The organism is Pedobacter sp. KLB.chiD (assembly GCF_047040275.1).
In the GTDB taxonomy this organism is placed as follows: Bacteria; Bacteroidota; Bacteroidia; order Sphingobacteriales; family Sphingobacteriaceae; genus Pedobacter.
Genome location: NZ_CP178207.1, coordinates 4,805,451 through 4,828,592 on the forward strand (window position 1 = coordinate 4,805,451; position 23,142 = coordinate 4,828,592).

14 protein-coding genes are annotated in these 23,142 nt (G+C 39.7%); 8 read left to right on the forward strand and 6 right to left on the reverse strand.

All coding sequences use genetic code 11. The annotated features are described in order from the left end of the window. Window positions 1-222: 222 nt before the first annotated feature. The 3 genes from ACK1I8_RS19890 to ACK1I8_RS19900 all read left to right on the forward strand — a co-directional run bounded on the left by ACK1I8_RS19890 (window position 223) and on the right by ACK1I8_RS19900 (window position 6,861). Complete coding sequence (locus ACK1I8_RS19890; RefSeq protein ID WP_412467012.1) at window positions 223-3,495, forward strand: SusC/RagA family TonB-linked outer membrane protein; 3,273 nt, start codon at window positions 223-225, stop codon at window positions 3,493-3,495. Between the two features lie 32 nt (window positions 3,496-3,527). Beyond that, on the forward strand, window positions 3,528-5,399 hold the full coding sequence (locus ACK1I8_RS19895; RefSeq protein WP_412467013.1) for a RagB/SusD family nutrient uptake outer membrane protein: 1,872 nt from the start codon (window positions 3,528-3,530) through the stop codon (window positions 5,397-5,399). Window positions 5,400-5,574: 175 nt separating this feature from the next. Further along, window positions 5,575-6,861: an MFS transporter gene (locus tag ACK1I8_RS19900; protein WP_412467014.1), complete on the forward strand. Its 1,287-nt coding sequence runs from the start codon at window positions 5,575-5,577 to the stop codon at window positions 6,859-6,861. Window positions 6,862-7,155: 294 nt separating this feature from the next. Here the strand turns inward: ACK1I8_RS19900 and ACK1I8_RS19905 are convergent, their stop codons facing one another. The 5 genes from ACK1I8_RS19905 to ACK1I8_RS19925 all read right to left on the reverse strand — a co-directional run bounded on the left by ACK1I8_RS19905 (window position 7,156) and on the right by ACK1I8_RS19925 (window position 17,108). After that, window positions 7,156-7,371 carry a PLDc N-terminal domain-containing protein gene (locus ACK1I8_RS19905; protein ID WP_412467015.1) on the reverse strand — a complete coding sequence of 72 codons (216 nt, stop codon included), beginning with the start codon at window positions 7,369-7,371 and terminating at the stop codon, window positions 7,156-7,158. Between the two features lie 18 nt (window positions 7,372-7,389). After that, window positions 7,390-9,141 carry an ABC transporter ATP-binding protein gene (locus ACK1I8_RS19910; protein ID WP_412467016.1) on the reverse strand — a complete coding sequence of 584 codons (1,752 nt, stop codon included), beginning with the start codon at window positions 9,139-9,141 and terminating at the stop codon, window positions 7,390-7,392. Between the two features lie 101 nt (window positions 9,142-9,242). Continuing rightward, a complete protein-coding gene (locus ACK1I8_RS19915) occupies window positions 9,243-12,413 on the reverse strand; it encodes a carboxypeptidase regulatory-like domain-containing protein (protein ID WP_412467017.1) in 3,171 nt (1,056 codons plus the stop codon). Window positions 12,414-12,781: 368 nt separating this feature from the next. Then, the gene (locus tag ACK1I8_RS19920; RefSeq protein WP_412467018.1) at window positions 12,782-14,098 is read right to left on the reverse strand and encodes an amidohydrolase family protein; all 1,317 of its coding nucleotides are present in this window, start codon (window positions 14,096-14,098) and stop codon (window positions 12,782-12,784) included. Further along, window positions 14,088-17,108 (reverse strand): amidohydrolase family protein, encoded by a 3,021-nt coding sequence (locus ACK1I8_RS19925; protein WP_412467019.1) that lies wholly within the window; start codon window positions 17,106-17,108, stop codon window positions 14,088-14,090. The genes ACK1I8_RS19920 and ACK1I8_RS19925 overlap by 11 nt, the downstream gene beginning before the upstream one ends. A gap of 111 nt (window positions 17,109-17,219) precedes the next feature. Here ACK1I8_RS19925 and ACK1I8_RS19930 point away from each other — a divergent pair, with 111 nt between their 5' ends. The 5 genes from ACK1I8_RS19930 (at window position 17,220) to hflX (ending at window position 22,511) form a co-directional block, all read left to right on the forward strand. After that, window positions 17,220-17,663: a cytochrome B gene (locus tag ACK1I8_RS19930; protein WP_412467020.1), complete on the forward strand. Its 444-nt coding sequence runs from the start codon at window positions 17,220-17,222 to the stop codon at window positions 17,661-17,663. 551 nt (window positions 17,664-18,214) lie between these two features. Continuing rightward, entirely contained in the window at window positions 18,215-19,612 is a 1,398-nt protein-coding gene (locus ACK1I8_RS19935; RefSeq protein WP_412467021.1) for an anthranilate synthase component I family protein, read from the forward strand. 52 nt (window positions 19,613-19,664) lie between these two features. Further along, window positions 19,665-20,249 (forward strand): anthranilate synthase component II, encoded by a 585-nt coding sequence (locus ACK1I8_RS19940; protein WP_412467022.1) that lies wholly within the window; start codon window positions 19,665-19,667, stop codon window positions 20,247-20,249. Window positions 20,250-20,462: 213 nt separating this feature from the next. After that, window positions 20,463-21,245, forward strand: a complete 783-nt coding sequence (trpC, locus tag ACK1I8_RS19945) for an indole-3-glycerol phosphate synthase TrpC (RefSeq protein ID WP_412467023.1) — start codon at window positions 20,463-20,465, stop codon at window positions 21,243-21,245. A 75-nt stretch (window positions 21,246-21,320) separates the two neighbouring features. Next, window positions 21,321-22,511 (forward strand): GTPase HflX, encoded by a 1,191-nt coding sequence (gene hflX, locus ACK1I8_RS19950; protein ID WP_412467024.1) that lies wholly within the window; start codon window positions 21,321-21,323, stop codon window positions 22,509-22,511. A gap of 108 nt (window positions 22,512-22,619) precedes the next feature. On the opposite strand, the gene ACK1I8_RS19955 is transcribed toward hflX, so the two are convergent. Continuing rightward, on the reverse strand, window positions 22,620-22,976 hold the full coding sequence (locus ACK1I8_RS19955; RefSeq protein WP_412467025.1) for a four helix bundle protein: 357 nt from the start codon (window positions 22,974-22,976) through the stop codon (window positions 22,620-22,622). Window positions 22,977-23,142: the final 166 nt, after the last annotated feature.

Genomic DNA, 23,142 nt, shown 5'->3' on the forward strand with positions numbered 1-23,142 from the left:
TCTTATTCGTAGTTGTCTGCTATTATTAGTTTATACATCAGATAAGGTGATTCATAAATTTGCAGTGATTTTTTGATCAATTTACCTCTGCTAATCTTTCCGGGGGATTGATATAGTTGATTGAATTGGTAGCAAATAAATCATGTTAATACAGAATTTGTGATCACTCATAAATATTAAATTGTATTACAATCAATATCTAACCAAAATAAATTGAAAACTATGAAAAAAACTCTATTGAGGACTTTTGCCAGAGGTAGCATGTTTCTTGTTTGCGGTGGTTGTCTTGTTTTTTCTCCACTTGCCAGCATGTCTGCCAAAGCATCATTGCTAGAAATGAAACCTTTTGATTTTTACAAAATCCCCTTCGAGGATATTATTGTTAAAGGGAAAGTTACGGATGCGAAAGGCCCGGTTCCGGGCGTAAGTGTAAAACTGAAGGGAGGTACGGCAGCAACGGTAACCGATGGATCTGGAAATTTTAGCATCAAAGTACCTGAAGATGCCATATTGGTATTTACCTATATCGGTTACGCGGATCAGGAAGTTCAGGTAAAAAAACAAACCAATATTAATGTAAAGTTATCAGAAAATAACCAAAATCTTTCGGAAGTTGTTGTAGTAGGTTATGGTACACAAAAGAAGGCTGTTGTATCTGGTGCAGTTGCTTCGGTTAAAGGTACCGAACTGGCTAAATCTTCATCGGTAAATTTAAGTAATTCTTTAGCAGGGCGATTGCCTGGCGTAACAGCTTTGCAAGGGAGTGGTGAGCCAGGTTACGATGGGTCGACCATCAGGATTCGTGGTACAAACTCACTTGGAAACAATAATGCATTGATCGTAATTGATGGGATACCCAACCGTGCTGGCGGTATCGAACGCTTAAATCCGAACGATATTGAAAGCGTATCGGTGTTGAAGGATGCATCTGCTGCTATCTATGGTTCTCAAGCGGCCAACGGGGTAATTTTAATTACAACCAAATTGGGTAAATCTGGCAAGCCTCAGTTTTCTTATGATTTCAGTTATGGCTTGCAGCAGCCTACCAGGATACCAAAAATGACTAATTCGGTACAGTATGCCGAAATTCTGAATGAGCTGAACATTTTTGGTTCTGATATTAACCCAAATGAATGGGCCGCTGCATGGAACAGTTTTAAATCTACCGGTTCCTATACTTCTACCGGAGGTAAAACCATTAATGCTGCTTATAAAGCTGATGAGATCAGGAAATTTGCAGATGGATCAGATCCGTTGAGATATCCTAATACCGATTGGTTTAAAACTACTTTTCAAAACTGGTCGCCGCAGCAAAGGCATAATGTTCAGATCAATGGCGGGAGTGAAAATGTAAAGTACCTTGTTTCTTTGGGCTATCTTGATCAGGATGGCTATTATAAAAATTCTGCCACGGGATATAAGCAATATGATTTGCGTTTTAATCTCGAATCAAAGTTAAGCAAATACATTACTACTACCTTGGGGGTAACCGCCAGAGAAGAAAACCGTAATTTCCCTACCGTAGGTGCAGGTGATATTTTCAGGTTTTTAATGAGGGGAAGACCAACTGAAATTGCGATATGGCCGAATGGTAAACCTGGAAGAGATATCGAATATGGTTATAACCCGGTGGTTTCTACAACTGATTTGACTGGCTATAATAAAGATATCAGAGATTATTTTCAAACTACAGGTAAAGTTGAAATTAAAATCCCAGGAGTTGAGGGATTAAAAGTAACCGGAACTGCTGCAGTAGATAAATATTCTGGCAGACAGAAAAACTGGCAATTGCCCTGGACACTTTATGATTGGGACAAAAAAACTTTCGAAGCAGACGGGGTAACGCCGGTATTAACAGGTACAGTAAGGTCGCAATACACTGATCCAAGACTTAGGGAGACAGCTGGTGGACAATTAGCCATCAACTTAACCGGAATGATCAACTATGATAAAAAAATCGGTGATCACAATATTGGTTTAATGGCTGGTGTTACGCGCGAAAAAGTAACAAATGATGGATTTACTGCTTTTAGAAGGTATTTTCTTTCATCAGCTATTGAACAGTTACTAGCAGGAGATGAGAAAGAACAGTCTTTAGGAAATAATCCCGGCGATCCTAATAACTTATTTAACAGGGCCCGTTTAAGCTATTTTGGAAGGGCTGCTTATAACTATAAAGAAAAATACCTGGCAGAATTTTTATGGCGGGTAGATGGTTCATATATTTTTCCAACAGCCAGGCGTTTTGGTTTCTTCCCTGGTGTATCAGTAGGCTGGCGTTTATCAGAAGAATCGTTTTTCAAAGAAAATGTGAGGTTCGTTGATAATTTAAAGTTAAGGGCATCATATGGCCAGATGGGTGCTGAAGCTTATTTTGGAAATGCATTGCAAGAATATCAATACCTGAGTTTAATGAATTTTGGAACATATACCATTAATGATCTTGTTACTAAAACACTTGTAGAAGGTAATGTACCCAATTTGGATTTTGGATGGGAAGTAGCCAATAATACCAACATCGGTTTAGATGCATCTTTTCTAAAAAACAGACTATCACTTGAGTTGGATTATTTTTATAACAAGAGAACAAACATCTTAATTAGCAGAAGTAGTTCGGTACCTGAAAGCTCAGGTATTGTAGATCGTTTACCTCCTGTTAACCTAGGAAAAGTAAATAATAAAGGTTTCGAGTTTAAATTGAGTTATAACGATCGGGTTGGCGATTTAAACTTTGGTGTGAGCGTAAACGGTGGTTATGCCAAAAACAAAATCATTTTTTGGGATGAAACACCTGGGGCCCCGGAGTGGCAACGATCAACAGGTAGGGTAACCAGTTCCTGGTTAGTGTACGATTATGATGGTGTGTTTAAAGATCAGGCTGAAATTAATGCCAATAAAATCAATTATAGTGCATTAACCAGCAATCTTCGCCCAGGTGATATGAAGTTTAAAGATATTAATGGCGATGGCAAAATCAATGCAGATGATAAAATACGTTTGGATAAAAATGGTACGCCAACCTTTACCGGTGGTTTTAACTTGAATCTTCAGTATAAGGGATTCGACTTATCTGTTCTAATTCAGGGTGCAACCGGCGGAATGCAGATTGTAGGGATTACAGAATCTGGCGATATCGGTAATTTCCTGGAATGGTCGTACAAAAACCGTTGGAGCATTGATAATCCAAGTTCAGTAAATCCACGTTTGTCAAACCGCGGAGCTACTTATTATACCGATGGTAACAATGCATTGAACAATACGTATTGGTTGCGAAGCAATAATTACGTTAGGCTTAAAAATGTGGAATTAGGTTATACACTGCCAACTGGCTGGGTTGAAAAAGTTGGTTTAAATAGTGTAAGGGTATATACCAATGGATTGAATCTGGCTACTCTTGATAAAATCAAAGTTTGGGATCCTGAGTCAACCAATTCAAGCGGTCAGTATTATCCACAGGCCAGGGTAATCAATTTTGGTATTAAAGCCGCGTTTTAATGTATAGCTATTTATCAATTATAATCAAGAATATGAAAGCAGTAAATAAAAATATAAAGCTCTATATATTAGTTTCGATTACCTTTTTTGCAGTTTCCTGTAAGAAAGATTTTATGAATGTAAATCCTCCTGATAAAATATCTTCGGAACTGGTGTGGAAAGACCCTGTACTTGCACAGGCTTTCGTTAATGATATTTACAATGGATTGGGAAATGGTGGTTTTTCTGAGCAAATGCTGGCTTCAGTTTCAGATGAAGCCTTATTTACCCATCCTACCAGAGGTATCGATTTAGTTAACAATGCTACGATTAATCCATCTACACTCGGTTGGGTAGACGATACCTGGGGATATAAACAAATGTACAACCGCATCAGGGCCTGTAACACTACTATTGAGCGGATTGTGGGAGGAGATAACGGACTGAGCAGCCAATCGTTAAAAGATCAGTTATTAGGCGAGGCATATTTCTTACGTGCCTATTTCTATCAGCAGTTATTGCGTTATTACGGTGCTGTACCTATCATAACCAAAACCTATGCATTAACTGATGATTTTAAAATCAAACGTAATACCTACGAAGAGTGTGTAAATTTTATTGTTAAGGATTGCGATGAAGCCAACAGGTTGTTAACAGGTAAAACACTGGATAAAGGCCGTACCACAGCCCTTGCCGCTTTGGCGTTGAAATCGCGGGTATTGATTTATGCGGCCAGCGATTTGCATGATAGGGCCAAGCTTACGGCTAAAGTAACCAATATTGCTGCTCAGAAATTAGATTTTTTAAGTTATGCCAGCGGTAACCAGGCTGATCGTTACAGATTGGCACAAACTGCGGCTAAAGCCGTTATGGATTTAGGTACAGGTTATAAATTAAATCTTTCTGCGCCTGCTACTGATGGTCAGTTAAATTATAAAAGTATCGCTATGGGGGGCGCAAGTAAAGCATCAGGGATAGACGCAACTGCCTCATCAGAACTCATCTTTGCCCGTTATTTCATTATTCAAAATAACATTAAACATGCACAGCAAAATGGTCCGAATGGTTACCATAACTGGGCTGGTAATACACCTATCGGCTTGTTGGTTGATGATTATGAGATGAAAGATGGCAGTAAGTTTAGCTGGGCAAATGCAGCACAAAAAGCTAATCCTTATCAGAATAGAGATCCTCGTTTTTATGCAACCATTTTATACGATGGTGCTGGCTGGAAACCACGTGATAAAGCTTCCGGTGATGTCGATCCCGCAAGCCAGATCCAAACGGGTATCTATGATCTATTAGACGATAAAGGTGCTAGATTTGATTTTAGAGGATTGGATACACGTGGAAGTTCAATTGAAAATTGGAACGGTAGCTGGACAGGTTATTACTATCATAAATTTATTGATCCGGATCCAACAATCGTAGATGCTTCTATGTCGCAGAATGTGCCATGGCCTTTCTTCAGGTATACAGAGGCGGTATTTAATTATATTGAAGCGAGCATTGAGTTAGGAGAACTCAGTAATGCTACCAACTGGTTAAATAAAATCCGTTTCCGGGCAGGCATGCCTGCGGTAACCGTTACAGATCAAGCCGGACTTAGAGAGATTTACCGCCATGAGCGCCGCATAGAAATGGCTTATGAAGAACAACGTTATCATGATGCACGCAGGTGGTTAATTGCAAGTGAAACTTTAGGTAGAAAAGTCACTTATATCAAGGTAACCGGTAAGTTTAAGTCTGGCAAAAGCATGACAGCTCCTTACCATTACGATCCAACCGTATATGATTATACTTATACTCCGGTTGAAGAAAATGCACAGGAGAACAGAAGCTGGGACAATAAGCTTTATTTTAGGCCCTTTAGCCGAGATGAAGTAAACAAAAATAATTTACTCGAACAAAATCCGGGCTACTAAGCTGGCCTTGCTATATAACCCGATGGATAATTATTCATCGGGTTTTTTATGCAATTAAAACTTAGATTACTTTGCAGGTATTTTTACTTTTTAATGGGAAAACAGGCAATCTTCTTTCGTCATTTATTCACTTATCCGGTTTTCAAAGCTTAGTTTTGCAAATAATTTTTTCTCCATGGCAGATCCAGGCCCCAACCCAGTTATTATAAAACCAGATCCCTTCGCAGCTCTACGTTATAAAGAATTTAGATCATTTCTGGGCATGCGGTTCTTTTTTACGCTTGCTTACCAAATGCAGGCCGTTGTTATCGGTTATCATATCTACGATTTAACACGTGATCCGTTAAAACTCGGTTTAGTAGGATTATGTGAGGCCATTCCAGCCATTGGGATCGCATTATATGGTGGTTATATCGCCGATAAAAGCGAAAAACGTGGATTGTTAATCAAAATATTTTCGGGTGTTTGGCTGGCTTCGGTTTTAATGTTGATTATTACCAGTAAATACCTTCACCTAGAGGAAAACCTTATTGTACTGATCATGTACGGTTTGGTTTTCTGCATTGGCCTGGCAAGGGGCTTTTTTGGTCCGGCAACGTTTTCATTAATGGCCAACATTGTACCTAAGGAGTTGTATCCAAATTCCAGTACATGGAACAGCAGTAGCTGGCAGTTGGCAACTATTATCGGGCCCCTGGTTGGCGGTTTAGTAAATTGGTTATGGGGAATTACAGTAGCCTATAGCGTCATTGTCGCCCTTGTAACGATATCATTGATCTGTATATTTACCTTTAAAAAGCACCCAGCTACCTATGTGCCTACGCAGAATATATTCCATAGTTTAAAAGAAGGGATTCAGTTTGTTTTTAAAACGAAGATGATGGTTTGGGCCATGAGTCTAGATCTGTTTTCTGTCTTTTTTGGCGGGGCTGTAGCTTTATTACCCATGTTTGCCAAAGATGTTTTTCACTTAGGATCTTTTGGATTGGGCATGATGCGCGGTGCAGCATCTTCGGGAGCTGTAATTACCATGCTGGCGATGACCCGCTTTTCGCCAATGGGTAAACCCTGGCGCAATTTGTTAATTGCCGTAACCGGTTTTGGCCTCAGCATTATTGGTTATGGTTTATCTAAAAACTTCTATCTAACCTTATTCTTTCTTTTTCTGGAGGGATCGTTTGATAGTGTGAGTGTAATTATCAGGCAAACCATCATGCAATTGCTTACTCCAGACAAGATGCGGGGAAGGGTTTCGGCAGTAAACAGTATGTTTATTGGATCTTCAAATGAAATTGGCGAATTTGAGTCAGGTTTAACAGCTAAAATGATGAAACTGGTTCCTGCGGTTGTATTTGGAGGAAGCATGACGATTGCCATTGCCGGTATTACCTGGTTTAAAACACGATCGTTAACCAGGCTGAGTTTACAGGATATTAACGAGCAAACCGCCAAGAATGTTTAATCCAAAGAGTGGTTAACTTAAAATTCTGGATCCAGGAAGAATGATACTTTTTATAGATAGGAAAGCAATAGTGTACAAGGCATTTCGGTAGTCCTGCCTTTCCTCCAATCTTTTTGTGAATGTTGGTACGGCTTGTTGATTCTTGCAGCAAAAAGTATTTCCGTACAGTCAGGTTTAGGTAATTGGGTTTTTGCTACTATTAACGGTTGGAAGACCGGATGTCAAATAAACGGGTGGTAGTTAAAATTTGTCAACTTTAATAGCTACTGCGCTAGAAAGTTGACAAGTTAAAAATTAAAACTTCTTATTCTTACCCCAAATCAGGTAAATAATCGAACCCAGAAAGGGCGCCAGGAGAATGATGATGAACCACAACACTTTTACACTGAAGCCCATTGAGCTATTTCTGGAGATATGGTAAAGGGCGATCAAGATTAAGGCCAGCCATAAAACGGCAGGTATAATCACGAACAGGGCCACCTGGTTGCTGTTGATTTCTGCTAATAACATTCTAAAAATTTTAATTACTTAAGCTTCAACAATCCGCTCGCCAATTTGTTGGCGCCACATGGCCTGGTACAAGCCATTTTGTGCAATTAGTTCTTCGTGTTTGCCCTGCTCGATAATATGGCCTTTTTCCAGCACATAAATCTGATCGGCATGTTTAATAGTCGATAAACGGTGGGCAATCAAAATGGTAATGTGATCGGTTAAATTGGAAACCGAACGGATGGTTTTGGTAATTTCCTCTTCGGTAATCGAATCGAGTGATGAGGTTGCCTCGTCAAAAACGAGGATATCTGGCTGGCGTAACAGTGCTCTGGCAATAGATAGGCGTTGCTTTTCTCCGCCCGAAACCTTTACACCACCTTCGCCAATGATCGAATCAAGGCCTTTGTCGGCACGGGCCAGCAAGGTTTGGCAGGCCGCCTGGTTCAATACTTTATAACATTCCTCATCACTTGCCGTAGGATTTACAAATAACAGATTTTCTCTGATCGTACCCGAAAACAGCTGCGTATCCTGAGTTACAAAACCGATCTTTTCTCGCAGGGCATCTAAATCAATTTTATTGCTGGAAATACCGTTGTATAAAATTTCACCCTCTTTTGGTGGGTAAAGGCCAACCAAAAGTTTTACAAGAGTTGTTTTTCCAGAACCCGATGGGCCAACAAAAGCAATGGTTTGCCCGTTATGGGTGCTAAAAGAAATGTTTTCCAAAGCATTGCGATTAGCGGTTTGATGTTTAAAGCCAACGTTATTAAAGGTTAAATCATTAATTTTTTGTATTTCGGTAGGGTTTTCAGGTTTCTTATCTATCGGTGTACTTAAAATCTTTTTAAAGTTACCGAGCGAAACTTCGGCTTCTCTCCAGGCTAAAATTACATTACCCAACTCCTGTAGCGGTCCGAACAGGAAAAACGAATAAAATAAAAATGTTAAATATTGGCCGGCGGAAATGGTGTTATCAAAAATGAGCAATAATAAAACCAATACCATGGTACTGCGTACCAGGTTTACGGTGGTACCCTGTACAAAGCTCATGCTGCGTACATACTTTACTTTTTTAAGCTCTAAACCAAGGATTTTATAGGTGGTTTTGTTCAATCTTTCAATTTCCTGATCGGCCAGCCCCAAACTTTTTACCAGTTCGATATTTCTGAGCGATTCGGTTGTTGAACCAGCCAGGGCAGTAGTTTCGCCAACAATGGAGCGTTGTATGGTTTTAATTTTACGGCTTAAAAACCAGCTTACAAAACTAATAATGGGAATGGCTGAAAAATAAACCAGGGTAACTTTATAACTTACCGTGAACGAATACACGATTACGAATACCATCCCGATTAAACTAACAAATAATATACTGATAAAGGCGGTAATAAACTTTTCAGAATCTAAGCGTACTTTCTGTAAAATACCCAGGGTTTCGCCGCTTCTCTGATCTTCGAAAACCTGGTAAGGCAATTTTAGCGAGTGCTGCAAACCATCGGCATACATTTTTGCCCCTACTTTTTGTACAATAACACTGGTGAAATAATCCTGAAAATTTTTGGCAATCCGCGATACCATGGCCGCTCCGATTGCGAGTCCGATTAACCCTACCGAACCCCAAAGGTACTGGGCATAAGTTAAGGTGTTTTTTTTGTTGATAAAGCGATCTAAAATTTTTCCGGTAATAAGCGGATCCATCAATGAAAAGCCAATATTTAAACCCGCAAGCAATAATGCCAAAGCCACAATCCATTTGTGGCTTTTCAGGTAACTGAGTAATAATCCCATTAAGTTTTGTTGTTTTGTATACAAACATAAAAAAAGGGAACGGATAAAAATCCATTCCCTTTTTTTATGACTTTAAGCTAAGATAATCAGCTAATATTTATTTAAAATCCATAGCGTAAACCGATTTGAGCCTGCCAAGGGTTTCCCGTTGGTGTTACTACACCAGTATTGTTTACGCGGTAATTATAATTAGAGGTTGCAGCATCAAAACCTGTAACAGCATATAAAGCCTGCGTACCTAATGTTTCTGTAGTGCCCCAGGTTTTCTTAAACAAATTGGCTACGTTAAACAAATCACCGGAAATTTCAATACTTTGCTTTCTACCGCGGCCGAATTTAATCTGATAAGCTAATCTTAAATCAATTGTACCATAAAAACCATTGATACCACCATTACGCTCTGCAAAGGTACCTTCGTACTTCGTGATATAATCTTTCAGGCTCTGGCTTGCCGCACCATTATCCAATAAGGCTTGTAAAGCCGTTCTAAGCGCAGCCGGTACATTGGTGTTTGATCTGTCGAAGATGTAGGCTAAATCATTTGTAGCTACGAAGTCACCATTGGTATTTCCGCCGGATAATAAACTATATCTGGTGCCACCAATGCCCGAATAACGAATACCAGCTTTAATACCTTTAAATGATGGTAGTGTTCCGTAAACGACAACTTTGTTTCTAAACTGACCATTTGAATAAGTCATTCTGCTTAAATCGCGCGGATCATCAACTACAGGCAAAGATAGAGTTGCTGAGTTGGCTACGTTACCATTATACGAGGTATTATCTTTAGTATCATTCCAGGTAAAACTGGCCGAAATTTCTCCGTCTTTAAAATATCTCCAGGTACCGTCTACAACAACAGCAAATTGATTTACCTTGCCCTGGCTGTTCATTTCCAACACCCTGCCAAACTGATTGGTTAAACGGCCTTTTTTCCAATCAGTAGTTCCGTTACCAGGAATGATACTGTTTGCAGGTACATAAACTCCCCTGTTTCCTTCATTCGATAATCTGAAAAAAGGATCGGCAACCATATTTCTATCTACATACATATAATTGTGACGAGCTAATGTTGCATAACCCGTAATGCCGATCCTTATTCTATCATTTATTAATTTACTGTATGATAAGTTCGCTTTGTATACTACCGGTATTTTGGCATCGTCGGCATAAGTGTTAATGGTAGGGATTTGTAGTTCTGGTAGCGTTGGTGCTGAAGCCGTTCCGTTCCGGTAACCAATAAAGTTAGGGGTAGGTACACCTGTACCGGTAACATCAACCGTAGCAAAATGTTTACCATCAAATGTCAAGTTATTAATGGTTACATAATTGTTCACATCTGATCCAAAAATTCCGGCGCCCAGTCGAACATAATCAGTATGTTTTTCATTCACATCCCAATTAAACTGGATACGCGGCTGAATTAAAAGCTGCTTTAATTTATGATCTGTCCTTACTCCAATGGCATCAAATAATTGCTGATTTAATGGCGATGTTGGATATCTGCTATAATCTAGGCGTAAGCCACCCGTAAAATCTAAACCTTTACCCAGTTTGGTTTGCATTTGACCGTAAATTGCGGTATTCCATATCCTACCTGTAACAGTTGGATCATCAACTAGAGGAACTTCTCTGTAATAACTGATTGGTTTTAAATTTTCGAAGTTTTGTAAAGCGGTTGCGTCATTTGTTCCAGTACCCGATCTGTTAAATGTAAAACGGCCGTTTACTTCACTGCCATACAATGATTTTGCGTGGGTGTACATGATATCGACACCAAAAGTGTATTTAATTTTATCGGTGTTATAATAAAAGTTATCTACCAATTGCAATACGTTATTGGTAAAACCCTCTTGCCCGAAACGGTGACCACCAATTTGAACCGCTGTTAATAAACTGCCAGTTGGGGTAGTAGATTGTAAGTTGGAAACCACTGCTCTTGGTATTGCAAAACCTAATTCGTCATTTTGTGTACTGGCCTGGTTGGTGTATAAATGCTGCAATTTTAATTCGTTGGTAACTTTGCTGCTGATTGTTGAACGTAAAGTAGCCAGTAAGCTATTATCTACGTTTTTATCATTACCGTAACTTTCGTAAAAGTTGATCGCCGTATTGTCAGCTAATCCTAGCGGATTTCTGTCGTTGGTATAGTTATCCCTAACAGTCAATAAATTTTTATCATCAATTTGCCAGTCTAAACGAAGGAAACCTGCATCGGTACCTCTCTTTTTTGGGAAAGAACCAAATTGTGGTGTATTGGCTACGCCATATTTTGATCTTGCAACTGCTAAGAAATTATTTAACGTGGCGTTTGTAATGTTGAAACGGGCTACATCTGCATCCGAATTAATATCAGCAATAATTAATGGGCGAGAATCTCTTTGATGATCCCAGGCTGCAAAATAATGCAACTTATCTTTAATGATCGGGCCGCCTAAGCTAAAACCATACTGATAAGTTGAAAAATCATTAGTTCTTCTGTTTCCTCTGATGTCATACTTACTCGCAAGGAAATCAGCACGGTTATAAGTAAAAGCACTACCTGTAATTTGATTTGTACCTGATTTGGTTACGGCACTGATGGTACCACCACCTGAACGGCCTAAACTTACATCGTACTGATTGGTTACTACCTTGAACTCCCGTACACTTTCAATGGAGATAGAATATGGTGCACCGCTACGGCTGGTTGTACTCCCAGCTGAAGTTGGGTTTTTCGCTGTCATACCATCAATGGTGAAATTGGTAGATGAACCTAACTGACCTGAAATACCACCCGGACCTGCTAAAGGTGACAAATCGGTTAAACTGGAAAAGTTACGGCCATTTACGGGTAACAAGTTCATCGTTTTCGATGAAATTTCTGTTGAAGCACCAAATTGCTGCACTTTATTTCTTAAAGCTGATCCGTTAACGGTGATGCCATCAAGCGTTTGCGCATCTTCCTGCATATTTATTGCTACCGATACGGCATCGCCCTGGTTAAGCATGTAACCTGTTCTGTTTTGCTCTGCAAAACCAATGTAGGTTGCTTTAATGGTGTAAGGGCCACCTAAAGGAAGCTCTTTAAAGGTGTATTCTCCCTGAGCATTAGTGGATGTTCTGGTGGTAAAGCCAGTAGAGTTGTTTTTAATCTGAACAGAAACACCTGGAATGGGTTTCTTTTGATTATCCGTGACAATTCCGGAAATGGATGCCTGTGTAGTTTGTGCCATGGAAGAATTGCCGGCATAACATAAAAACAACATCACTGCAATAAGTAAATTTTTCATCATCATTTGTTTTTTAGCAACTATGAAACTTTCCAGAGCATGTTATTTTAATGCTCCGGCTAATTTCGTCATGATAGTTTCTGGTTTTTTTATGACGACAAAGATGTTAGTACAGTATTAAGCCGGTTTGGATTCTAGGTTATGAAAAGGTTTAGGATTATTCTATTTTTTGGCTTATTGTTAAGCTAATGTTAATCATGCTTCCTGAGGTAGGGCGCTATGTGGACATGAATCGGGATGATGTTGTATCGCTATTTTCCGGACCAGATCCTGATTCAGCAAAAACGGCCGATAAATGAATATCAGCCGTTTTAATGTTATGCTTGAACGTTAACCCATTTAAGCCATCAACCGGTTAAGATTAAAATCTATTTCTTTTCGGCAATATATTTATCACTGAACTTTTTGTCCAATTGTTTGTGCAGGTTATCTAGGTTAATATCCCTGCCCTGAATAAAAGCCTGTTCTACTTTGTTGGTGCGCATATCTAATGCATCGCCGGCAGATATAAAGAAAGTAGCATCTTTACCGGTTTCAATACTGCCAGTGGTTTTATCAATGCCCATGGCTTTCGCTGCATTTAAGGTAATGGTTGACAAAGCTTTTTCTTTGTCTAAACCCCAGGCCGTAACGGTGCCCGCCATAAAGGGCAGATTGCGTTGTTGCCAATAACCATCAATACTCAATACGACATTTAAGCCCGCATTGGCCAGTATTGCAGCATTTTTGTAAGGCATGTTTACATCATCATCATTGTTGTTGGGTAAGGAATGTGGTTGCTTAACCACTAATGTGATGTTATTGTCTTTTAAGAAATCAATGATCAAATAAGCTTCGTCAGCTCCGGTAATAACAGGTGTAATGCCGAATTTTTTTGCAAAGTTTACGGCTGCAACAATATCTTTCTGACTTCCGGCTGCAATAAACAGCTTTTCATCTCCTTTAAATACCTTTTTCATGGCTTCGAAACGGGTATTAACGACTTCTGGTTTGCCCATTTCGGAATATGCTTTAGCTTCAGCAAAGAAGGAATTTAACTGTGCAATGGCGGCCTGTGTTCTTTCTGCTAAAGCTTCCGGAGACTGCTGTGGACGACCGAAACCACCAAAGCCGCCTCTAAAGCGAGGTGTAACCGGCCAGGTCATGTGCATGGCATCGTCGGTTTTTAATGCAGCGTCTTCCCAGTTCCAGGCATCTAGCTGTACTACCGATGAACTGCCCGAAACCATACCGCCCTGTGGGGTCGGTTGTGCCATTAATATGCCGTTACTGCGTAACGTGGCAGGAACTTTCGAATCGGTATTGTAAGCTACAATAGAACGGATGTGCGAATTAAAATCGCCTATTTCCTGAAAATCCAATGTTGCTTTCACAGCTTCAATTTCTGTTAAACCCAAATTGGTGGTTGCGGCTATAAAGCCCGGATAAACATGCTTACCGGTGGCCACAATCCGCGTTACATTATCTTGTGGCATCTGGCCGCTGGCCGTTACCGAAATAATTTTACCATTGCCAAAAACTATAGTGCCATTTTCGATTACGGTACCATTGCCTACATGTACGGTTGCTCCGGTAATAGCGATGGTTTGGCTTTGTTTTTTTGCTGGCGAAATGTTGGCCTGGGCAAAACACATCAGGCTTGTTGCCGATAAAGCCAGACTGAATAAATATTGTTTAGTGTGCATGTTCTTTCTCGGTTAATTCTGCTGAATAGTTTTCTAAGGTTTCGCAATTGTAAAGACGTGGCGCATCACCCATTGGGCGTTGTGTACGGCTGCCTTTACTTTTGCTCTCTAACATTTTCTGGATCAGACGGGCTTTTTCGGCCTGCATGTTTTTAATTGCCTGTGCATCTTTATCCAGATCCCAATATGCAATTCCATCAACAAAGGTTTTTTCTGCCTTGGCATAAATAGAAAGTGGGTTAGCTGTCCAGATCACTACATCGGCATCTTTTCCTGCTTTTAAACTGCCCACTTTATCGTCAATGTGGAGCATTCTGGCAGGGTTTAAGGTTACGAATTTTAAAGCATCTTCTTCAGGCACATTACCGTATAGTACTGATTTGCCCGCTTCCTGATTTAAGTGACGGGCCATTTCTGCATCATCAGAATTAAAAGCGGTAGTTACACCCACATTGTGCATAATTTTTCCGTTGTAAGGAATTGCCTCAGCCACTTCGTTTTTATAAGCCCACCAATCGGAAAAGGTAGAACCCGCAATGCCGTGCGCCTTCATTTTATCAGCCACTTTATAACCTTCTAAAATGTGGGTAAAAGTATTGATTTTAAAACCTAAACTATCGGCCACGTGAATGAGCATGTTTATTTCGCTCTGCACATAAGAGTGGCAGGTAATGAAACGTTTATTGTTCAGAATTTCAACAATGGCATCTAATTCCAGATCGCGGCGGATGTTATTGCCTTTTACCGACAGGGCTTTGGCATATTCTTTTGCGCGGGTAAATTCATCTACAAAAGTTTGCTCAACGCCCATACGCGTAACGGGGAAACGGGCACCTGTGCCGAAATTGCTTTGTTTTACGTTTTCGCCTAATGCAAATTTGATGAAGCCATCGGCACCGGTAAATTTTAATTCCTCCGGCGATTTACCCCAGCGTAATTTAATCAATTGCGATTGACCACCGATCGGATTGGCAGAACCGTGCAGGATCTGTGAAGTAGTTACGCCACCAGCCAGCTGGCGATAAATGTTAACATCTTCAGAATTAATGATATCGGCAACCCTTACTTCAGCAGAAACCGATTGAGCCCCTTCATTGATTCCTCCGGAGCCGGCAATATGTGAGTGCTCATCGATGATGCCTGCGGTAACATGTTTACCGGTAGCATCGATTATTTTAGCACCGCTTGCCGAAAGGTTTTTTCCAACGGCTTTAATCTTTCCGTTTTCCAGAAGGATATCGGCATTTTGGAGTACACCTTCTTTTTCATTTGTCCAGATGGTAGCATTTTTAATCAATACCGTTTCCTGTTTAGGCAATTCGGTTGCGCCAAAGGCCGTAAAAGGATAAATAACCGGACCAACCGCCAATACTGGTTTAGGATCTTCTTTTTTAGGCGTTTCTTTTACTGCTTCTTTATAAGTTGCCGTGAATTTCCCATTAGTACCATCAGCAAGAGCTGATTCACCTTTTATGGTAATGGGGTTGGCTGATGTAATGTAACCACTTAAACGAACATCACCTTTAGGATTTTTCTTTAAGTTGAAGTTAATGCTTACCCAATCGCCATTTCTTGTAAAAGTAGCGGTGGTTTTTATACTATCAGTACCTATTCTTTCAATTGCTGCGGAAGATCCACCACCTGTACCGGTAATCTTTAAGGCTAAAGGACCAACACCATCAACATTTAAGTTGTAAGCGCCACGAAGATCACTCACATCCATTTTATTAACGATGAAACGTTTGCCCTGTACCCAGTTTTCAAAAATGATGTTTTCTTTTTTGAACAGGCTATCTGATGAGATCAAAAAGTTGGCTACTTTTCCTTTTTCCAAAGTACCTACTTTATCACCTATACCCAAAAGTGAGGCAGGTATTTCGGTAACGGATTGTAAGGCTTGTTTTTTGCTTAATCCATTTTCTATCGCCATGCGGATATTTGTCCAGAAATCGCGGCTGTTTTCCAGGCCAAAGGCTGTTAAAGCAAATTTAATTCCTGCCTTTTCCAGTGCAGCAGGATTGGTTGGAGCCAGTTCCCAGCCTTTCATTTGCGATAAACTCACATTTCTGGCTTCGGCAGGATCTTCCACATCATAAGCTTTTGGGAAAGTTAATGGAATAATCAAATTTGCACCCGTGGCTTTAACTTCGTTTATGCGCTGGTATTCATCGCCGGTAGATTTAATAATGTATTTTTTGCCAAATTCTTTTCCGATTTTATCGGCACGTAGCACATTCTGCCATCCGTCAACTTCAAAAATCTGTGGTATAGCCTGCTGCTTGCCAAATTCGTCCAGCGAGATGTTGTATTCATCTTTTTGTTTGCCGTACCATTGTGCATCGTAATAAGTTTGGCGCAATAAAGCAATAGCACCCATTAATGAAGTAGGGTAATCATTGGATGAACTTCCTTTGTTAAACGAGTAATTGGCTGCGGTTTGGTCTTTCAGGATAACGCTGTTATCAGCACCTTCATTTAAGGTCACAGCTGCAGAAACCCCGCGGGCAATGCCATCGCGGTTAATTACATTTACACTTCCGAAACCAGCCTTGCGCAATTCATCTGCTTTTTTATTATCCGCTGCGAAAATGTTTTTTACATAAGTTTCCGGTCTGATGGCCTCGTTCCAACCATAAGCACCTTTTTTTGTCGATATAAAAATAGACTGGCGCTGGCCACCAAAGCCACGTTGTGCAGCTGGTGTTTCGCCAAGACCGTAATTCGTAAAGGCATCAATCAGCGACGGATAAATAAATTTTCCCTTTAAATCAATCACCACATAACCTTTGGGTACAGCTAAGCCGGTTCCAACTGCCTGAATGGTTTGTCCTTTGATCAAAAGTGTAGCATTGGTAAGGGTTTGGTTGGCATTTACTACTATGGTTGCGTTGGTAAAAGCAAACATTCCGGGTCTGGTATCAAAAGAGCCATTAACAGGGAAAGAGGTTTGCTGTGCAAACAGAAATGTAGCAGAAAATACCAGCCCAAGGGCGAGTAAAATTTTCTTCATAATCAGTTTAGGTTTTAATTGTTTAAAACTAATATAAATAAGCATTGCTTTTAAAGAATATCCTCTTTTTTACAATTAATGCCTACTTTTGATTAAACATATTTTAGCAAAATGTACAGTATCTTAAAATCAGCGCACTCCGGATGGCGCTACATTGTATTAATTTTATTGGTTATCTCGGTAATAAATGCATTATCGGGCTGGTTTGGAAATAAAACATATACAGAAGGTAATCGCAAACTAAATGTATTTGCCCTAATTAGTGCGCATATCCAATTTTTGATAGGTTTGGTGTTATTCTTTCTGAGTCCGCTAACCAAATTGCCCATGAGTGATGCCATTGGCCGCTATTTTAAAGCTGAACATACCTCAATGATGCTTATCGCGATCATTCTGATTACTATTGGCAATGCAAAATCTAAAAAATTAACAGATGCTGTAGCTAAACACCGTACTATCTCTATTTTCTTTGGGTTGGCACTAATTCTGATTATTGTAGCCATTCTACTAATGGTTAAGGCTGTGCCCGGAAGATCGTTTTTTGGGGTTTCTTAATCTGAATATCCTGTAATTAATATAGAATCCCGTTTTAACAGAGCGGGATTTTTTGTTATAGCTTACTAATGTTTTACCATAAGTACACAGCGGAAGGGCACGGAGGTCTCAAAGCTAGGTATATCAGCAGTCGTCATCTCGACTGGAGCATCGCGGAATGGAGAGATCTATCTAGGCAGATTTCTCGACTGCGGCGCACTCCGCTCGAAATGACGACATTGTGTAAAAGATCCTTCGCTATGCTCAGGCGATTAAGACTTATGACTTCGGATTTCCGACGCCGTATTAAACTTATTTTCATAAATATTTTGCTTTTTCAAAATTCTTTATATTTTTGTGGCTCATGATCAACAATATACATACCTGGCTTTGGCAAAGTAATTCGAAAACGGATTGCGCTGGCTGCGTATGAAAGAAATATAGTTTATCAACCTAAACCTTATTAAAGAACCATTAAAGCCCGGCGTAGAACCACACGCCGGGCTTTTTATTGTTAAAAAAATATTTAACCGCCATTATGATGCACGAAGCAATGGCAACATAGTAAAATCATGTATAGAATAAATACAACCTACAAAAAACTACTTGCTGATACCACGACACCGGTAAGCATTTACCTGCGCTTGCGCGATGTTTATCCAAACAGTATTTTACTGGAGAGTTCAGATTACCACAGCCGCGAAAACTCCATGAGTTTTGTTTGCGCTGATCCGGTTGCAGGTATCATCTTAAAAGGTTCGCGATTGGAAACTTATTTTCCTGATGGTACGGTAGGAATTACCGAAAGCAAAAATCTGATAGAGGAAATTGCCGGTTTTAAGGAAAAGTTTAAAGAAACTGAACTACCTGAAATCAAATTCATATCGAGCGGCCTTTTTGGCTATTTCACCTGGAATGCCGTGCAGCATTTCGAAGATATCAGGTTTACCTCCGAAACACCTGAAGGTGAAGAAATTCCGGAGATGCAGTATCATTTGTATCGTTACATCATTGCCATCGATCACTTTAAAAATGAAATCACCCTGTTCAAAAATACTTTTGAGGGTGAAGAAGAAGGTGGGTTAGAAAAGATGGAATACCTGATCCAGAATAAAAATTACCCAGAATATAAGTTCCAGCTTCGTGGTGAGGAAAGTTCAAATCTGACTGATGAGGGTTTTATGGATTTGGTAGAGAAACTACAAAAGCATATTTATCGAGGCGATGTTTTTCAGATTGTACCTTCGCGTGCTTTTAAGCAGGCTTTTTCGGGAGATGAATTTAATGTATACCGTTGTCTGCGTTCGATAAACCCGTCGCCTTATCTGTTTTATTTTGATTACGGAAATTTTAAACTGTTCGGTTCTTCACCAGAAGCACAGATTACGATCAAAAACAATTCAGCCAATATTTTTCCAATTGCAGGAACATTTAAACGGAGCGGAAACGATATTGAAGATGCAGAGCAGGCCAGAAAGTTAGAGCAAGATCCTAAAGAAAGTGCCGAGCATGTCATGCTGGTTGATTTGGCCAGAAATGACTTAAGCAGGCATTGTAACCGCGTTGAAGTAAAATCTTTTAAAGAAGTACAGTATTACTCGCACCTGATCCACCTGGTGAGTAAAGTGAGTGGCCATTTGCAGGAAAATGTAAGTGCTTTTAAGGTGGTTGCCGATACCTATCCGGCAGGGACTTTAAGTGGCGCACCAAAATATAAAGCCATGCAGCTGATTGATGAAAATGAAAAGCTAGGTAGAAATTTTTATGCCGGTGCTATCGGTTTTATGGGTTTCAACGAAGATTTTAATCATGCCATCATGATCAGGACTTTTATGAGCAAAAATAACGAACTGCATTATCGCGCGGGAGCGGGCATCGTAGCTGATTCGGTGCCTGAAACTGAAATGCAGGAAGTAAACAATAAAATTGCCGCATTGCGTAAAGCAGTGCAAATGGCAGAGCAGATTTAGTTTGGAGTTGGAAGTTTTTAGTTTGGAGTAAAATCCACTAGTAATAAATATAATGGAAAATATAAATAAGCAAACGGTATTAGTGATCGATAACTATGACAGTTTTACCTATAATTTAGTGCATTTAATAAATGAAGTGGGTTATGAAGCTGAGGTTTGGAGAAATGATAAATTCGATTTGGCTGATGTAGAGAAATTCGATAAAATATTGCTCTCGCCAGGTCCGGGTATTCCGGAAGAGGCAGGTTTATTGCTGGATGTAATAAAAACTTACGCACCAACGAAGAGCATTTTTGGGGTATGCTTAGGCCAGCAGGCCATTGCTGAAGCCTTTGGCGGTACCCTATATAATTTAGGCAGACCGATGCATGGTATTGCTACGCCGGTTACGGTTGTAGACGGCAATGAACCGCTGTTCTGGGAATGTCCGCAAACCATTAATGTTGGCCGTTACCATAGCTGGGTTGTGAGTAAAGATAATTTTCCAACCTGTTTAAAAATTACGGCCAGAGATCATAAGAATGAAATTATGGCGTTGAGACATGAGACATTGGATGTGCGCGGTGTGCAGTTCCATCCCGAAAGTGTATTAACGGAATATGGTAAGCAAATGATGGAGAATTGGTTGACAAATTAAGAATTTCCCTGCCAATCGTTATCCTGAACTTGTTTCAGGAGCTCATTTGACTGGATTAATTAAATTTTATGCCGGGGTATGGCGGTACGCTTTTTTCTTAAAATTTTGTCACATTGAGCCGGTCGAAACGCCTCGTTAGAAGTTAGAGCTACTCCCGACAAGCTCAAGGTGATGATGATATATTTTATGATGCCCCTCTTAACAAATTGATAAATGAACATACTAGATAAAATCGTACTGCGTAAGAAAGAAGAAATTGCTGATGCGAAAGCTTTGGTTTCCATAAAGGATTTAGAAAATTCGATACATTTTAAGCGGAAACCTTATTCTTTTAAAGAGTTTTTATTAGCTGGAGATCGAACAGGTATTATTGCAGAGTTTAAGCGCCGATCGCCATCGAAAGGTTTAATCAACGGTATTGCAGACGTTGCTGAAGTTACAACGGCATACAATGCTGCGGGAGCATCTGCACTTTCGGTGTTAACAGATATAGATTTTTTTGGGGGTAAAACCGACGATATACTTTCTGCCCGGGCTGCAAATAACATTCCGGTTTTAAGAAAAGATTTTATGATCGATGAGTACCAGATTTTGGAAGCAAAAGCCTGGGGTGCTGATATTATTCTCCTGATTGCCTCTATATTAACACCGAAACAGGTTAATGATCTCGGAAAGTTTGCGCATAATCTTGGTTTAAATGTGCTTTTGGAGGTGCATAACCTCGAAGAGCTGGAAAGAAGTATTTCAACTCATTTAGATGCTATTGGGGTAAACAACCGTAACCTGGCCGATTTTACGGTTGATATACAGACTTCATTCGATTTAGTAAATAAAATTCCTGATGAATTTTTAAAGATTTCGGAAAGTGCCATTAGTGATCCGCAGACCATTAAAGAATTGAAAACAGCAGGTTTTAATGGCTTTTTGATCGGTGAGAATTTTATGAAGACCGATAATCCGGGAGCTGCGATTAAAGAGTTTGTTGCTCAGCTATAGCGGTTGATAAACTTCAAAGCTGGTAAAAACTAGAGGTTTGGTTGGTCTCAAATTTCGTATCTTTGTAGTAATTACATGGGAAAACAAAAATTTTATGATACTGCCGTGGTGCAGGAAAGGGCAATTTTAGTTGGTGTAGTAACGCCCGGCGAAAAAGAAGCCCAAACAAAAGAATATTTAGACGAGCTGGCCTTTTTGGTAGATACAGCCGGAGGGAAGGTGGAGAAGGTTTTTACGCAAAAAATGCTTAAGCCAGAGCGCGCCACGTTTGTAGGAACCGGAAAACTGGAAGAAATCAAGGCTTATGTAAAATCAGAAGAAATTGATACTGTGGTTTTCGATGATGAATTATCGCCATCGCAATTGCGCAATATAGACCGCGAACTGGGGGTTAAAGTATTAGATCGAAGCAATTTGATTCTGGATATTTTTGCCAATAGGGCACAAACTGCCCAGGCCAAAACGCAGGTAGAATTGGCCCAGTTACAATATGTATTACCTCGCTTAACCGGGATGTGGACACACCTTGAACGCCAGAAAGGTGGTATCGGGATGCGTGGTCCGGGTGAAACGCAGATTGAAAGTGATCGACGGATTATTTTAAACAAAATCTCGTTGTTGAAAGAGCGTTTAAGAAATATCGACAGGCAAAATGAAACACAGCGTAAAAACCGCGGTCAATTGATTAGGGTAGCATTGGTGGGTTATACCAACGTAGGTAAATCAACCATCATGAACATGTTGTCAAAATCGGAGGTATTCGCAGAAAATAAACTTTTTGCTACTTTAGATACCACAGTCCGTAAAGTGGTAATCGAGAATTTACCATTTCTGCTTTCTGATACCGTTGGGTTTATCCGCAAACTGCCTCACCATTTGGTAGAGTGCTTTAAATCTACTTTAGATGAAGTGAGGGAGGCCGATTTACTGATTCATGTGGTAGACGTTTCGCATCCGAATTTCGAAGATCAGATCAATACCGTTAATGAAACCTTGAAAGATATTGGCGCAATTGACAAGGATATGATCCTGGTTTTCAATAAAATTGATGCCTATGTTTCGCCGGAGACAGAGGGAGACGATGACGATGGTAAATTGACGGTGGAAGAGTTTAAAAACAGTTGGATGAGTCATGGTAAGATACCCGTGCTATTTATTTCGGCTACGCAAAAAGAGAATATAGAAGAGTTTAAAACGTTATTGTACGATAAAATCAGGGCTGCGCATGTAGCGAGGTATCCGTATGATAGCAACCTTTTATATTAATGACCAAAAATCAATGATCAATATTCAAACGAACCTGGAACACAAATTACTAATCAACAATAATCAATTTTCAGAATAAAAATTGATGATTGGAAATTTGATCTTTTGCTATTGGGATTTCTTGATAATAGCATTAAAAATTAACATGAGTTGATTTGCTTCACTCACCAAAAGTAGTTTTGTAGGTTCTAGCTCTTTTTTATCTTCTATATCGATAAGATTAAGCCAGAGTTTAGTCTCCTTCGCTTCTTTTCTGCAGACTTTTATTCTGTAGATAAAATCTGCTTTGCTTAAAGATTCATTGGCTTCGATGTAATTTGCAGAAACAGAGCCTGAAGATCGGACAACCTGTTTAATGTCTTGAATATTAATGATACTGTGCGTAACTTTTTTACAATATGACCTAACAGATTGAGCGAATAGAAAAGTTCTTTGTTCGAGATTAAAGTTTGTTCCGTTGCTCATTAATTAAATATAAGTATTTTTACAAAATCTAAGGAAAGCGAACTAATCCCAAGATTTGGCATTTTTTAATATTTAATATCTTTCAACGTTAATATTGATAGAGCATGTGATCTGCTAATAAATATTAATCATTGATAATTTTAAACCTTATCAATTTAATTTAAAG

Coding starts and splice junctions, on each gene's coding strand:
- ACK1I8_RS19890 (WP_412467012.1), top strand. CDS start 223: ATGAAAAAAACTCTATTGAGGACTTTTGCCAGAGGTAGCATGTTTCTT.
- ACK1I8_RS19895 (WP_412467013.1), top strand. CDS start 3,528: ATGAAAGCAGTAAATAAAAATATAAAGCTCTATATATTAGTTTCGATT.
- ACK1I8_RS19900 (WP_412467014.1), top strand. CDS start 5,575: ATGGCAGATCCAGGCCCCAACCCAGTTATTATAAAACCAGATCCCTTC.
- ACK1I8_RS19905 (WP_412467015.1), bottom strand. CDS start 7,371: ATGTTATTAGCAGAAATCAACAGCAACCAGGTGGCCCTGTTCGTGATT.
- ACK1I8_RS19910 (WP_412467016.1), bottom strand. CDS start 9,141: ATGGGATTATTACTCAGTTACCTGAAAAGCCACAAATGGATTGTGGCT.
- ACK1I8_RS19915 (WP_412467017.1), bottom strand. CDS start 12,413: ATGAAAAATTTACTTATTGCAGTGATGTTGTTTTTATGTTATGCCGGC.
- ACK1I8_RS19920 (WP_412467018.1), bottom strand. CDS start 14,098: ATGCACACTAAACAATATTTATTCAGTCTGGCTTTATCGGCAACAAGC.
- ACK1I8_RS19925 (WP_412467019.1), bottom strand. CDS start 17,108: ATGAAGAAAATTTTACTCGCCCTTGGGCTGGTATTTTCTGCTACATTT.
- ACK1I8_RS19930 (WP_412467020.1), top strand. CDS start 17,220: ATGTACAGTATCTTAAAATCAGCGCACTCCGGATGGCGCTACATTGTA.
- ACK1I8_RS19935 (WP_412467021.1), top strand. CDS start 18,215: ATGTATAGAATAAATACAACCTACAAAAAACTACTTGCTGATACCACG.
- ACK1I8_RS19940 (WP_412467022.1), top strand. CDS start 19,665: ATGGAAAATATAAATAAGCAAACGGTATTAGTGATCGATAACTATGAC.
- trpC (WP_412467023.1), top strand. CDS start 20,463: ATGAACATACTAGATAAAATCGTACTGCGTAAGAAAGAAGAAATTGCT.
- hflX (WP_412467024.1), top strand. CDS start 21,321: ATGGGAAAACAAAAATTTTATGATACTGCCGTGGTGCAGGAAAGGGCA.
- ACK1I8_RS19955 (WP_412467025.1), bottom strand. CDS start 22,976: ATGAGCAACGGAACAAACTTTAATCTCGAACAAAGAACTTTTCTATTC.